The organism is Kitasatospora papulosa (genome assembly GCF_000717245.1).
Taxonomy (GTDB): domain Bacteria; phylum Actinomycetota; class Actinomycetes; order Streptomycetales; family Streptomycetaceae; genus Streptomyces; species Streptomyces papulosus.
On sequence record NZ_JNYQ01000001.1, the window covers coordinates 766746 to 781067 of the forward strand.

Annotated in this window: 10 protein-coding genes, 1 other RNA gene and 1 pseudogene; 8 read left to right on the forward strand and 4 right to left on the reverse strand. The window is 73.7% G+C overall.

Annotated elements, in window-relative coordinates; genetic code table 11:
- Positions 1 to 89 precede the first annotated feature (89 nt).
- A complete protein-coding gene (locus IA22_RS0103350) occupies positions 90 to 1622 on the reverse strand; it encodes an MFS transporter (protein WP_030122692.1) in 1533 nt (510 codons plus the stop codon).
- A gap of 235 nt (positions 1623 to 1857) precedes the next feature.
- Between IA22_RS0103350 and IA22_RS0103355 the strand changes: the two genes are divergently transcribed.
- Positions 1858 to 3372, forward strand: a complete 1515-nt coding sequence (locus tag IA22_RS0103355; protein WP_389440504.1) for an MFS transporter — start codon at positions 1858 to 1860, stop codon at positions 3370 to 3372.
- Between the two features lie 402 nt (positions 3373 to 3774).
- On the opposite strand, the gene IA22_RS37465 is transcribed toward IA22_RS0103355, so the two are convergent.
- On the reverse strand, positions 3775 to 4995 hold the full coding sequence (locus tag IA22_RS37465; RefSeq protein ID WP_051694771.1) for a hypothetical protein: 1221 nt from the start codon (positions 4993 to 4995) through the stop codon (positions 3775 to 3777).
- Between the two features lie 693 nt (positions 4996 to 5688).
- Here IA22_RS37465 and IA22_RS0103365 point away from each other — a divergent pair.
- From IA22_RS0103365 to IA22_RS0103380, 4 genes are all read left to right on the forward strand, one after another.
- Positions 5689 to 6729, forward strand: a complete 1041-nt coding sequence (locus IA22_RS0103365; protein ID WP_014156537.1) for an ABC transporter substrate-binding protein — start codon at positions 5689 to 5691, stop codon at positions 6727 to 6729.
- Between the two features lie 84 nt (positions 6730 to 6813).
- Positions 6814 to 7650, forward strand: coding sequence for a Nif3-like dinuclear metal center hexameric protein (locus IA22_RS0103370; protein WP_030122694.1), 837 nt, complete (start codon positions 6814 to 6816; stop codon positions 7648 to 7650).
- Positions 7647 to 8390: a zinc ribbon domain-containing protein gene (locus tag IA22_RS0103375; RefSeq protein ID WP_014156539.1), complete on the forward strand. Its 744-nt coding sequence runs from the start codon at positions 7647 to 7649 to the stop codon at positions 8388 to 8390. Before IA22_RS0103370 ends, IA22_RS0103375 begins: the two co-directional genes overlap by 4 nt.
- Positions 8390 to 9679 (forward strand): bifunctional RNase H/acid phosphatase, encoded by a 1290-nt coding sequence (locus IA22_RS0103380; protein ID WP_014156540.1) that lies wholly within the window; start codon positions 8390 to 8392, stop codon positions 9677 to 9679. Before IA22_RS0103375 ends, IA22_RS0103380 begins: the two co-directional genes overlap by 1 nt.
- A 58-nt stretch (positions 9680 to 9737) precedes the next feature.
- On the opposite strand, the gene eda is transcribed toward IA22_RS0103380, so the two are convergent.
- Positions 9738 to 10385, reverse strand: coding sequence for a bifunctional 4-hydroxy-2-oxoglutarate aldolase/2-dehydro-3-deoxy-phosphogluconate aldolase (eda, locus tag IA22_RS0103385; protein WP_030122696.1), 648 nt, complete (start codon positions 10383 to 10385; stop codon positions 9738 to 9740).
- 68 nt (positions 10386 to 10453) lie between these two features.
- Positions 10454 to 11254, reverse strand: coding sequence for a peroxide stress protein YaaA (gene yaaA, locus IA22_RS0103390; RefSeq protein WP_030122697.1), 801 nt, complete (start codon positions 11252 to 11254; stop codon positions 10454 to 10456).
- Positions 11255 to 11410: 156 nt separating this feature from the next.
- Here yaaA and IA22_RS33940 point away from each other — a divergent pair.
- The 3 genes and pseudogenes from IA22_RS33940 (at position 11411) to rnpB (ending at position 13922) form a co-directional block, all read left to right on the forward strand.
- Positions 11411 to 12834, forward strand: a pseudogene (locus IA22_RS33940) (RNB domain-containing ribonuclease).
- Between the two features lie 136 nt (positions 12835 to 12970).
- Entirely contained in the window at positions 12971 to 13504 is a 534-nt protein-coding gene (locus tag IA22_RS36750; protein WP_014156543.1) for a TetR/AcrR family transcriptional regulator, read from the forward strand.
- An 18-nt stretch (positions 13505 to 13522) separates the two neighbouring features.
- Positions 13523 to 13922, forward strand: an RNA gene (gene rnpB / locus IA22_RS34715) — RNase P RNA component class A.
- The last annotated feature ends 400 nt before the right edge of the window (positions 13923 to 14322 follow it).

Consider the following 14322-nt stretch of genomic DNA (forward strand, 5'->3'; position numbering starts at 1 on the left):
CCGCCCGCACACCGCGTCTGCCACATCGCGTCGGCCGGAGGCCGGCGTGGTCCCCGGCCCGACGTCACGGCCGGAACCGAGGTGTCCGGCTACGGAGCCGGGGTGCGACGCTCCGGAGCGCTGACCGGCACCGCCACGGGGGCGGCCTCCGCAGCGGCGAGCGCGTCGCCCGCACTGCTGGCCAGCAGCACCGGATGCGCCTTCCGCTGGGCCGGCAGGAACGCGGCCAGCACCAGACCTATGAGCACCGCCCCGGTGGCGATCATGAACGAGACGCGGAAACCCTCCATGCTGGGCACGTCCACCGGGCCCATCTTTACCGAGGTGTTCGCCAGCACCATCCCGATCACCGCGCTCGACAGCGAGGTGCCGATCGACCGCATCAGTGTGTTGAGGCCGTTGGCCGCGCCGGTCTCGGAGGCGTCGACGGCTCCGATGATGAGGGCGGGCAGCGAGGAGTACGCGAGTCCTATCCCTGCTCCGAGGACCACCGCGATCACCACGGTCTGCCAGGCGGCGCTCATCAGGCCGAGCCCGGCCCCGTACCCGACGGCGATGACGAGCATGCCCAGGATCAGCGTGGTCTTGGGACCGCGGCGGGCGGAGATCCGGGCGTACAGCGGGGCGACGAACATCATCGTCAGGCCCAGCGGCGCCACGCACAGCCCGGCCACGACCATCGACTGCCCCAGGCCGTACCCCGTCGACTCCGGCAGCTGGAGCAGCTGCGGAAGGACCAGCGAGACGGCGTAGAAGGCGACCCCGACCATGATCGAGACGAGGTTGGTCAGCAGCACCTCACGACGGGCGCTGGTCCGCAGATCCACCAGCGGCGCCTTCGAGCGCAGCTCGAACAGGCCCCACAGCACCAGGATCACCAGGGATCCGGCGATCAGTCCGAGCGTCAGGGGAGAGGTCCAGCCCCAGTCGCTGCCCTTGGTGACCGGCAGCAGCAGGCAGACCAGACCGAGGGACAGCCCCAGCGCTCCGACCAGGTCGAAACGCCCCGGGGCGCGCAGCGGGGGCTCCGGCACCACGAGGACCGTCAGGGCCATGGCCAGCACTCCCAGCCCGGCCGAGGCCAGGAAGAGGGCGTGCCAGTCGGCGTGCTGGGCGACGATCGCGGCTGCGGGCAGCGCGAGACCGCCGCCCACGCCTATGGAGGAGCTCATCAGGGCCATCGCCGAGCCGAGCTTCTCGCGCGGCAGCACATCGCGCATGATGCCGATGCCCAGCGGAATGGCCCCCATCGCGAAGCCCTGGAGCGCCCTGCCGACGATCATGACCACGAGGTCGTCGGTGGTGGCGCAGATCAGTGAGCCGACCACCATCACGGCGAGGCTGGCCAGCAGCATCCGCCGCTTGCCGTACAGATCGCCGAGCCGCCCCATGATCGGCGTCGCGACGGCTCCGGCGAGCAGGGTGGCCGTCATCACCCAGGTCGCGTTCGCCGGGGCGGTACCCAGCAGCGACGGCAGGTCCTTGATGACGGGAACGAGCAGGGTCTGCATCACCGCGACGGTGATCCCCGCGAACGCGAGCACCGGAACGACGCCGCCGCCCCCGGCCTTTCGTGGGCCGGGGAGCTCCCCCGCGCGCTGTTCGTTCGTGGTCCGTCGCATACGTGTGGCCTCCGGGGCAGGGAAAGGGTCGGACGTTCGAGCGGGGTGGTGCCTGCGGCGACGCGCCCAGGGCAGCGCCCACCGCCAAGTGTGTGCATGTTGAACACTTTCGTACTCCCGCGATATTCCGGTGAACGCGGCGTAAAAACAGGGAAGTCGGCACAGGTCCTGCGCCCAGGGGCGGAGAGCCCCCCGGACCTGAAACCGATGTACGGGTCGCTGGGGGCCTGAGAGGATGACACCCATGGTTGACGCCTCCCCGCACGAGCAGCCCCCCGCCCGGTCCCGGACCCGCACGTGGGCCGTGGTCGCGGCCGCCTGCACCGGTCAGTTCCTCGTCGTCCTCGACGTGTCCGTGGTCAACGTCGCGCTACCGTCCATGCGCACCGACCTGGGCCTGAGCGCGCCCGGACTGCAGTGGGTCGTCAACGCCTACTCGATCGCCTTCGCCGGGTTCATGCTGCTCGGCGGACGGGCCGCGGACATCTACGGCCGCAAGAGGATGTTCCTGACCGGGATCGGCCTCTTCACCGTCGCCTCCCTGGCCGGCGGGTTCGCGCAGGAGGGCTGGCAGCTCCTCGCCGCCCGCGCCGGGCAGGGGCTGGGCGCCGCCGTGCTGTCACCCGCGACGCTCACCATCCTCACCGCCGCCGTCCCCGAAGGCCCCGCGCGGACCAGGGCCATCGGCACCTGGATGGCGGTCGGCGCGGGCGGCGGAGCGGCCGGGGGGCTCATCGGCGGAGTGCTCACCGACACCCTGTCCTGGCGGTGGGTCCTGCTGATCAACGTACCGATCGGCGCCCTGGTCATCGTGGGCGCGGCGGTCTGGCTGGCCGAGGGCGCGGCCGGTGACCGGCGCCGGATGGACCTGCTGGGCGCGGTGCTCGTCACGGCCGGCCTGGCGACGACGGCGTACGGCATCGTGCAGACCGAGGCCGAGGGCTGGACCGCCGCCGCCACGCTGGTGCCCCTGCTGGGCGGCCTGGTGCTGCTGGGTCTGTTCGTCCTGGTGGAGGCGAGGGCGGCGGCGCCGCTGATGCCGCTGCGGGTGCTCGGGGTACGCGCCGTCTCCGCGGCGAACGTGTCGATGCTGCTGCTCGGTTCGGCGACGTTCGGCATGTGGTACTTCATGACCGTCTACGCCCAGAACATCCTGGGCTACACACCGCTGCAGGCCGGCCTGGCCCTCCTGCCGGCGTCCGTCGCCGTCTTCGTCGCGTCGAAGGCCGCCCCCAGGATCATGACGAGATCCGGCGCGAAGGCCCTGGCCGTGACGGGTGTCCTGGTCACCGCCGCCGGGTTCGGCTGGCAGTCCACCATGGGCGTGGACGGTTCCTATCTCACCTCGGTCTGCCTCCCCGGCCTCCTCATGATGACGGGGGCCGGACTGGCCTCGACCCCGCTGGCCACGCTCGCCACCTCCGGTGCGGCGCCCGGCGACGCCGGACTCGTCTCCGGACTGGTCAACACCTCCCGGACGATGGGCGGTGCGCTGGGCCTCGCCGTGCTCTCCACGGTCGCCGCGGCCCGGACCGCGGGATCGGGGGGCGCGGCGGAGATCACGGCCGGATACGCCCTGGCCTTCCGTACGTCCGCCCTGGTGCTGGTCGCCGGAGCGGTGATGATGCTGCTCTGGCTGCCGGGCCGCGGAGCCAACGGCCCCGGCGGCGGGCCGGGCACCCGGGCCGGGAACCGGGCGGGACGGCCGGGGAAGGCACCGGCCCCGGCGCTGCGCTCACCCGAGGCGTAGCCCTCCTCCGCGAGGCCGGACGCGAGGCCCGGGCCGCGGGACGGCGGGTCCCGCACGGCCGAGGGCCGCCGCAGCCGGGTGGCTGCGACGGCCCTCTGTCCTGCGGAGCGGTACTCAGGCCGCCGCGCCGCCACCCCCTTCGGAGGGACGGCGGTGACGGCCGTGCGGCTGTGCGGTAACGCTCTCCGCGGATGCGCCTCCTCGGTGCTTTCCGTAGCCGCCGGCGTCGCCCCGGCCCGTGTCCGCCTCGGGCGGACGGGTCTGGGTCGTGTCGGTTCGGGCTTCAGACATGTGGGAGATCTCCCCGTTGCAATCGCTTACGTGTGTGTCGCAGCCCCGCCGCCCCCCGGCACGGTCACCGTCGGCGCCCGCACGGAACGGCTGCGTAGCCCCGCCGAGAGTTTATCCAGGTGCGGTGCGGCCGGTGAGAGGCGCCTGCCCCAACGGGACGGGTTTGCACATCCCGAAAGCCGGCGTGCTCCCGGACGCGCCCGTTCCGGACACGGCGGCCCGGCGGGGCTCGTCCACGGGGGCCTCCAGCAGCGCCACGGCGCAGGGCGCGCCCTCCTGCGCGTACGGCAGGTGCAGCACGCCTTCCCGGGTCCAGAAACCGGACCCGGCCGCCCACCCGTCGGGCGCCGCGAACTGGTGCAGCCGACGGCCCGCCGGACGCCACAGCCCCACCCAGCTGTCCGTGGCCCCGTCGATCCGCAGGGCCACCGCACAGCTCTCCGGCATCAGCATCTGGCCGGGCTGCACGGCGAACGGTGTCACGGTCGCGTCCGCCGCGCGCAGGCACTCCGGGAACCGCACCGGCAGGCAGCTGCCGAGCACCCCCCAGCCGAGCCGGTCGTGACCGGGAGCGTCCGACCTGACCAGCAGCAGTCCGCTGTCGGCGTCCGCCGTCAGCAGCCTGTCGTTGCTCTCCGGCGCGATCTGCAGCAGGGGGGTCACCTCCCCGCCGCGCTCCAGGTCGAGCACGACCGCCTTCACGGGGCCGCCGCCGGGCAGTTGCCGGTCCAGGGCGAGCAGCCGGCCCTCCCGGTCCAGCCAGACACCGCCGGAACAGCGGCCCGGGACGTCCGCCACGTGCTCGGGACCGAACCCCCCGCCGGCCACCAGCCATACAGCGGTGGAACGCGCGCCGGGGAGCAGGGCGAGGACGCTCGCACCGTCCGGTGACGGCGGCAGCAGCACGAGATCCGCGCAGTCGAGGGCGCCCAGCAGGAGTTCACCCGTGCCGGGCCCGGTCGGATAGAGCAGCGAGAACGTGTGCCGGTCGGCGTCCACCCGTCTCCGGATCAGGACCCGCCCGTCCGCGAGCGGCACCACATCGGCCTCGGGCTCCTCGGGCTGGTCGAGGGGGAGGGGTACGGCGTAGGGCTCGGGGCCGTCCAGCGTCCAGCGCTCGGCGAACCAGGCGGGCCCGCCCGCAGTCCCGGCCGTGGTGAGCCGCGCCGCGTACGCGTGGTCGGCGGACAGGGTGAGCGGTTGCGGCACCGGACGCGGCGGACTCGCGGGGAGGGCTGCCGCGTGGGCCGCGACGGGGGGCGCGGGAGGCAGGGGTGAACCGGTCCGCACGAGCGGTACGGAGGGCGCCGGTGCGGGGGGAACCGTCGGCATCGGCGGGACCGGCGGTGCGGAGGAGGCGGCGGCAGGGAGGGGTGGCGTGGGGGCGGCGGCCCGCACAGGCTCGTCGCGCGTCCCGGCCCTCTCCCGCGGCACCTCGGACGGGGTCCGGCGGCCGAGACTTCCGAGGCCCACGCTTCCGGCACCGAGGCTTCCCGGACCGAGCCGCCCGGGGTCGGCACTGCCGGGGGCGATGGCGACGACGGTGGCGGTGGTGCGGAACACCCCCGGGTCACGCGGGCCCGGGGCACGCGCCACTCCTGCGGCCGGACCGGCGCCCAGGCCCGGCGCCGCCGCCGTGGCCGGATCGGCGTCCCGGTCCGCCGCACCCGCTCTGACCGGGTCCGCGCTCTCGTCCGACGCATCCGTGACGCGGGGTTTCACCGGCTCCGCCGGTCCGTCCGGATCAGCGGGTTCGAGCGCGGGCTCGGCCGTCGCGGCAGTCCCTGCGACTCCGGCGGTCTTGTCCTCGATGGCACAGGCAGTCATGGTCCGGTCACCTCCGGCAACAGAAGCTAGGTTTCGGACTCCCCACCGGACAACATCAGCCACCCCACTTCACACATAAGGGTGTTGATGTCCAGATTCGCCTGCGGAGGTAGGGGTGCCTGTGCTGTCTTGTCTGTACACATCTAAGGTGAGGCTGCCCTAAGAATTTCCTGTGTCCTCCCCGAACCGGAGCAGAACATGTCCTTCAGGCGCCGCGGCACCGCCGCGATCGGTCTCGCGGTCGCGGCCGCACTGTCCCTCTCGGCGTGCGGCGGCGACGACACGTCGGGCGGCTCGGCCGGCGGCGACACCGGCGGTGACAAGAAGGCGGCCGTCGCCACGGGCGGCAAGGACTTCGCCGACGCGGCGAAGAAGACCGCGGAGTACGGGACGGACGCCGAGGCCGGCGAGTTCCCCCGCACCGTCACCCACGCCATGGGCAGCACGTCGATCGAGGCCGCGCCCAAGCGCGTGGTCGTGCTCGACGTCGGCGAGTTCGACAACGTCGTCTCGCTCGGTGTGAAGCCGGTCGGCTACGCCCCCTCCGAGGGCGACGAGGCCATCCCGTCGTACCTGGCGAAGGACGCGGGGAACCCGGTGAGCGTCGGGACGATCAACAGCCTCAACCTGGAGGCGATCGCCGGTCTGAAGCCGGACCTGATCCTCGGCAGCCAGCTGCGCGCCGCCGACACGTACGACGAGCTGTCGAAGATCGCGCCGACCGTGTTCTCCATCCGCCCCGGCTTCACCTGGAAGGAGAACTACCTCCTGAACGCCGCCGCGCTCGACAGGACCGCGAAGGCGAAGTCCGAGCTCGCCGCCTACGAGGCGAACGCGAAGAAGCTCGGCGAGGAGATCGGCCCGGACAAGCCGACCATCTCGATGGTCCGCTACCTGCCGGACAAGATCCGCCTCTACGCCAAGGCGTCCTTCATCGGCACGATCCTCCAGGACGTGGGCCTGCCGCGGCCGAAGAACCAGCAGATCGACGATCTCGCCGCCGAGATCAGCCCCGAGAACATCGACCAGGCGGACGCCGACTGGATCTTCACCGGTGTCTACGGCGACGCGAAGGCCACCAAGCGCGACACCGCGCGCGCCAACCCGCTGTGGAAGAACCTCGCCGCGGTGAAGGCGGGCCGGGCCAAGGACGTCTCCGACGAGACCTGGTACCTCGGTCTCGGCGTCACCTCCGCGAACCTCGTCCTCGACGACCTCCGCGCCGACCTCGTCAAGTAACGATTCGCACCGGCCGCCGGTCCCGGTCCCGGGGCTCCGGCGGCCAGGGGCGGCGGGGCACGGCGGACAGGTAGCCTTTCCCCCGTGCCCCGTCTGTCTGAAGTCATCGCCGAGCTCGACGCCCTCTGGCCTCCCGAGCGGGCCGAAGGATGGGACGCCGTCGGCACGGTCTGCGGCGACCCCGAAGCGCAGGTCGACCGGGTCCTCTTCGCCGTCGACCCCGTCCAGCAGATCGCCGACGAGGCCCGCACCCTCGGTGCCCAGCTGATCGTCACCCACCACCCGCTCTATCTGCGCGGTACGACGACGGTCGCGGCCACCACCTTCAAGGGCCGGGTCGTGCACGGGCTGATCACGCACGGCATCGCCCTGCACGTCGCGCACACCAACGCCGACACCGCCGACCCCGGGGTCTCCGACGCCCTCGCCGGTTCGCTGGACCTCCGGGTCACCGGCCCCCTCGTGCCGGACCCCACCGACGCCACCGGACGCCGCGGCCTCGGCCGGGTCTGCGAGCTGGACCACCCGGTGACCCTCCGCGACCTCGCCGCCCGCGCCGCCGCCCGGCTGCCCGCCACCGCGCAGGGCATCCGGCTCGCCGGTGACCCCGACGCGCTCGTGCGCCGCGTCGCGGTGAGCGGCGGCTCCGGCGACAGCCTCTTCGACGCCGTACGAGCCGTCGGCGTGGACGCCTTCCTCACCGCCGACCTGCGCCACCACCCGGCCTCCGAGGCCGTCCAGCACTCGCCGCTCGGCCTCGTCGATGCCGCACACTGGGCCACCGAATGGCCCTGGTGCGAGCAGGCCGCCGCGCAGCTCGACGCGATTTCCGACCGCCACGGATGGGACCTCCGGGTCCACGTCTCGAAGCAGGTCACCGACCCCTGGACCACCCACCACTCTTCTGGAGCCCCCAACTGAACGCCGCGCCCGCCGACCAGATCCGACTCCTCGAAGTCCAGGCACTCGACGTACGTCTGTCGCAGCTCTCCCACAAGCGCACGTCGCTGCCCGAGCACGCCGAGCTCGACTCGCTCAACAGCGACCTCGCACAGCTGCGCGACCTGCTCGTCGCCTCGCAGACCGAGGAGAGCGACACCACCCGCGAGCAGACCAAGGCGGAGCAGGACGTCGACCAGGTGCGCCAGCGCGCCGTCCGCGACCAGCAGCGGCTCGACTCCGGAGCGGTCTCCTCGCCGAAGGACCTCGAGAACCTGCAGCGCGAGATCACCTCGCTCGCCAAGCGCCAGGGTGACCTGGAGGACGTCGTCCTCGAGATCATGGAGCGCCGTGAGTCCGCCCAGGAGCGCGTCGCCGAACTGACCGAGCGCGTCGGCGCGGTGCAGGCCAAGGTCGACGACGCGACCGCCCGCCGGGACGCCGCGACCCAGGAGCTCGACGCCGAGGCCGCCACCGTGGCCAAGGACCGCGAGGTCGTCGCGGGCGCCGTCCCCGCCGACCTGCTGAAGCTCTACGACAAGCTGCGCGCCCAGCAGGGCGGCGTCGGCGCGGCCCGGCTCTACCAGCGCCGCTGCGAGGGCTGCCGCCTGGAGCTGAACATCACCGAGGTCAACGACGTGAAGGCCGCGTCCCCCGAGACCGTGCTGCGCTGCGAGAACTGCCACCGCATCCTGGTCCGCACCTCGGAGTCGGGCCTGTAATGCCCGTTCCCCGCCGGCTGGTCGTCGAGGCGGACGGCGGCTCCCGGGGCAACCCGGGGCCCGCCGGCTACGGCGCCGTCGTCCTCGACCCGCTCGACACCGCCACGCTCGCGGAGGCGGCCGAGTACATCGGGGTCGCGACGAACAACGTGGCGGAGTACCGCGGCCTGATCGCCGGTCTCAAGGCGGTCAGGGACCTCTTCCCGGACACCCCCGTGCAGGTGCGCGTCCGGATGGACTCCAAGCTGGTGGTCGAGCAGATGTCGGGGCGCTGGAAGATCAAGCACCCCGACATGAAGCCGCTCGCCGAGGAGGCCGCGCGCATCCTGCCCGCCTCCTCGGTCACGTACGAGTGGATCCCGCGCGCGGAGAACAAGCACGCGGACCGGCTCGCCAACGAGGCGATGGACGCCGGCCGACGGGGCGAGCAGTGGGACCCGGGGGCCTCGACGGCCGACGTGGAGACGACCCGCACGCGCGTCCTCCACGAGGAGCAGCCCCCGTCAGGACCGCCCGGTGACGCGGTCGCCGGTGCGGCGAAGGTCCGTGCCGCCCTGGCCGCCGCCCGCCCGGCGACGCCGGCCCCGCAGGCCGGTCCGGCGGAGACTCCGCAGGCCGATCCTGCGGAGACCCCGCAGGTGGGCTGGGGGAGCGCGCCGGACCTGGGCGCGCCCGCCACCTTCCTCCTGCTCCGGCACGGCGAGACCGCCCTCACCCCCGAGAAGCGCTTCTCGGGGAGTGGTGGCGGCGACCCCGAACTGTCGGCGACGGGCCGCCGGCAGGCCGCCTGCGCAGCGGAGGCGTTCGCCGCCCGGGGCACGGTCCAGGAGATCGTGAGCTCCCCGCTGCGACGCTGCCGTGAGACGGCGGAAGCCGTGGCCGGGCGGCTCGGTCTGGAGGTCCGTGTCGAGGACGGCCTGCGCGAGACGGACTTCGGCCTGTGGGAGGGCCTCACCTTCGCCGAGGTGCGGGAGCGCCACGGCGCGGACCTCACCGCCTGGCTGGCGTCCCCCGACGTGGCCCCCACGGGTGGCGGCGAGAGCTTCGCCGAGGTGGCGGAGCGGGTCTCGGCGGCACGGGACCGGCTGATCGCCCGCTACGCGGGCCGCACGGTGCTGCTGGTCACGCACGTCACCCCGATCAAGACCCTGGTCCGGCTCGCACTGGGCGCTCCTCCGGAGTCGCTGTACCGCATGGAGCTCTCACCCGCCTCCGTCTCGACGGTGGCGTACTACGCCGACGGGAACCCGTCGCTGAGACTCCTCAACGACACCTCGCACCTGCGGTAGGCCGCGGGGCGTCACGTTCCGGACGGCGGGGCGGGCCCCGGCCCGCCGCGCGCCGGGGTCAGCCTCGGCCCAGCGCCGAGGCCTCGGCGGCCAGCCGCTCCACGCGCGCCCAGTCCTTCGCCGCGACGGCGTCGCCGGGCACCATCCAGCTGCCGCCGACGCAGCCGACGTTGGGCAGCGCCAGGTACGACGGCGCCGAGGCCAGGGAGATGCCGCCCGTCGGGCAGAACCGGGCCTGAGGGAGCGGAGAGGCCAGGGCCCTCAGATAAGCGGTGCCGCCCGCGGCCTCGGCGGGGAAGAACTTCATCTCCGTGATCCCGCGTTCCAGCAGTGCCACGACCTCGGAGGTCGTCGAGACACCCGGCAGGAACGGCACGCCCGAGGCCTTCATCGCGTCCAGCAGAGCCTCCGTCCAGCCGGGGCTGACCAGGAAGCGGGCCCCCGCCGCGACGGTGTCCGCCACATGCGCCGGGGAGATCACCGTGCCCGCGCCGACCACGGCGCCGGGGACCTCCGAGGCGATCGCCCGGATCGCGTCGAGGGCGGCCGCCGTCCGCAGCGTGACCTCGATCGCGGGCAGCCCGCCCGCGACGAGGGCGCGGGCCAGCGGCACGGCGTCGGCCGCGTCCTCCAGGACGACGACGGGGACGACGGGGGCGAGGTCCAGCACGGAAGCGGACACGGCGGCGGGCGCGGAGGAGGTCATGGACTCATCCTGCCGCGAGAACCGCACAATGCGCAACGAGCGTTGCGTATGATGCAACGCCACTCCGTTCAGTGGATCTCCGTGACCACCACGTCGAGCGCCCAGGGCCGTCCGGCCCGCGCGGGGGTCTGCGCCTCCACCACGTAGCCGAGGTCGCGCAGAGCCTCCACCAGTTCCGCGGGCCCCTTCGGGCGGGCCCCGGCCAGCAGCAGATCGCGCACCATCCGGCCCTTCGTAGCCTTGTTGAAGTGGCTGACCACGGACCGCTTCTCCACCCCGTCCACCACCCGGGACTGGAGCACCCGCACGCTCACCGTGCGCTCCGCGACCTCGCCCGAGGGCTTCCACGCCCCGGCGTACGCGGACGAACGCAGGTCCAGCACCGGCCCGCCGTCGGCCGCCTCCGGCATGACCGACGCCATCGGAGTGCGCCAGTACGCGTTCAGGGCGCCCAGGCCGGGCAGTCTCACCCCCATCGCGCAGCGGTAGGAGGGGATCCGGTCGCCGATCCGCACCGCGCCCCACAGCCCCGAGAACACCAGCAGGGACGCCCCGGCCCGCCGCTTGGCCGCCGTGTCCAGCGTGGCCAGGCCGAGCGCGTCGTACAGCACCCCGGTGTAGATCTCCCCGGCGGGCCGGGTGCCGGCCGTGCGCAGCTCCGCGTTCTTCGCGATCTCGCCCCGCAGGCCCTCGCTCAGCCCGAGCACCTCGCGGGCCTTGTCCTCGTCCGCCACGCACAGCTCGACCAGCTCGTCGAGGATCGCGGCGCGGGCGTCCGCGAGACCCGGCAGGGACAGCGACTCCGGCTTCAGCGGTGCCCCGCGCCCCGAGGCGGCCTTACCTTCGGAGGGCGGCAACAGCACGAGCACGGGCGATCTCCTTCATACGCGGCACGGGCCCCCTCACGCGCGGGAGACCCTCCGGCAAGGGTACGGTCCGGTCCGCGCCCCGCCCGCCGGGCGACCGGGATGCCGACCCCGGCGCCCCGGCCTACGCTCGGTGGCATGCCCCGCCGCCAGCTACGCATGACCGGCGCGGACGGCGCCCCGCTGCGGGCCGCCCTGCACGCGCCGCGTACCCGTTTGGACCTGCCCGCGGGCTTCCCGCCCGCCGTCCTCGCCGAGGCCGGGGAGGCCGCGAGGGCCCCGCACCTGCCGGGGCACCAGGACGCCACCGGCCTGCCGATGTTCACCATCGACCCACCGGACTCCACGGACCTCGACCAGGCGATGTACCTGGAGCGCCGCCCGCACGGCTACCGGGTGCACTACGCCGTCGCCGACGTCGCCGCCTTCGTCCGGCCCGGCGGTGCGCTGGACACCGAGGCCCACCGGCGGGTGACGACCCTGTACTTCCCGGACGGCAGGATCCCCCTGCACCCTCCGGTGCTCTCCGAGGGGGCCGCCAGTCTCCTTCCCGGCGAGACCCGTCCCGCCGCGCTCTGGCGGATCGACCTCGACACCGAGGGCCGTACGGTCGCCACCGAACTGCGCCGTGCCCTCGTACGCAGCCGGGCCAAGCTCGACCACGCCGGCGTCCAGCGCCGGATCGACGCGGGCAGCGCCGAGGAACCGCTCGCCCTGCTGAGGACCATCGGCCTGCTGCGCGAACAGCAGGAGACCGCCCGGGGCGGAATCTCGCTCGACGTGCCCGAGCAGGAGATCGTCGAACGCGACGGGGGCTACGGCCTCGCCTACCGGGCGCCCGTGGCCGCCGAGGGCTGGAACGCCCAGATCTCCCTGCTCACCGGCATGGCCGCCGCCGGCATCATGCGGGACTCGGGCACCGGCATCCTCCGGACCCTGCCCGTGGCCCCCGACGGTGCCGTCGCCCGGCTCAGGCGCTCCGCCGACGCACTCCGCATCGACTGGCCGCACCACGTCGCGTACGCCGCGGTGGTGCGTTCCCTCGACCCCGCGAGGAGCAGCCACGCGGCGTTCCTCCAGGAGTGCACCACGCTCCTGCGCGGCGCCGGCTACAGCGTGTTCACACACGGAGACCTGCCCACCCCCGCCGTGCACGCCGCCGTCGCCGCGCTCTACACCCACTGCACCGCCCCGCTGCGCCGCCTGGTCGACCGCTACGCCGCCGAGCTGTGCCTCGCGGCGACCGCGGGGCAGGAGCCTCCGGAGTGGGTGCTCCGGGCACTGGACGCCCTGCCGAAGGAGATGGCCGAGGGGACCCGCCGCGCGAACACCGTGGAGCGCGAGTGCGTCGACCTCGTGGAGGCGGCACTGCTCGGGGACCGGACCGGACCGGCCGGACCTTCGACGCGTACGTCATCGACGTCGAGGACGACGACCCCGCCGTGGGCACCGTCCGCGTCGAGGACCCGGCGATCGTCGCCCGGATCGAGTCCGGCTCCCCGCTCCCGCTGGGCGAGCGGCTCCGGGTCCGCCTGGCCCGGGCGGACCTCGGCCCGTCGAAGGTGCTCTTCGTGCCCGCCTGAGCGCCCCGGCCCCGGCGCACGCCTCGGTCATCGCGCGCGTCCCGAGGTCCGTGACGACCGGCTTGTCCCCATCTCGTACGATCACGTCCTCGGCCGCGGACCGCGTACCGACTCCGTACCAGGGAAGGTCTCATGCGTGAGTGACCTCGCCATCGCCCCCACCGCCGACCGGCCCCGGCAGATCGTCGCAGCCGCGCGTGCCCTGCTGGAGGCGGAGGGCCCCGAGGCCCTCACCATGCGCCGGCTGGCCGACCGGGTGGGCGTCAAGGCGCCGTCCCTCTACAAGCACTTCCCGGACAAGTCCTCCGTCGTGGCGGCGCTGGCCGCCGAGATGCTCCGCGAGACCGCCGGGGTCCTCACGGCCGCCGAGGCGGCGGCCCCCGGCTCCTTCTCCGCCCTCGCCACCGCCTACCGCACCTACGCCCTGGCGCACCCGCACCTCTACCTCCTCACGATGGGCCGCGCACTCCCCGCCGGGGGAGCGGCGGACGCCGCCGCCGCTCCGCTGTACCGTGCCGCCGGCGGTGACGAGGACCGGGCACGAGCGGCCTGGGCCTTCGCCCACGGCATGGTCGTCCTGGAACTCAACGGCCGCTTCCCTCCGGGTGCCGACCTCTCCGCGGCCTGGGAGGCGGGCATCGCGGCCTTCACCCCCACCCCCGCCGGGTAGCATGGTCACCACGGCAGACGAGCCGGGCGGACGGCCGCGTGAGGATCTCCGGATCCTCCCGAGGAACGTCCGGGCTCCACAGGGCAGGGTGATGGCTAACGGCCACCCGGGGTGACCCGCGGGACAGTGCCACAGAAAACAGACCGCCGGGGATCTCGGTCCCCGGTAAGGGTGAAACGGTGGTGTAAGAGACCACCAGCGTCCGAGGCGACTCGGACGGCTAGGTAAACCCCACCCGGAGCAAGGTCAAGAGGGAGCACCCCGGTGCTCCTGCGCGAACGTCCGAGGGCTGCCCGCCCGAGTTCGCGGGTAGACCGCACGAGGCCGGCAGCAATGCCGGTCCTAGATGGATGGCCGTCTCCCCGGCCGCCGCGAGGCGACCGGGCGACAGAACCCGGCGTACAGCCCGACTCGTCTGCCGCCTCCTTCCTGCTCCGGCAGCCGTCCTGATCCCACGTGCCGCGCCTGCGCGCGGACACGCCAGCGGCCCCGTGCCTCCCTTCCCGGACGTGCCCTCCGCCGCCCGGCCACCGGGGGCCGCAGCCCGTGCCCGCCTGTCCGGGGCGACGTGGGCCCGTCGTCCTGCCCTGCTCCCGCCGCCCGTTTCCGGCGAGGTCCGTGCGGAAGGTTTCCGGCCACGGCATGAACGAATGCTTCCGGTATGCGGAGGGAAGTTGATCACCTTGACCCCTAACCCGATAGGCTCCCCTGCGGCGCGGCGAGTTGACTCGAACTCACTCGGCCGCCGTCGCGCTGCCCGCTCGACGTGTGCGGCGCCCGAACGACCCCCCCTGTTCGATTGTGTTGCTCTCGAAGGA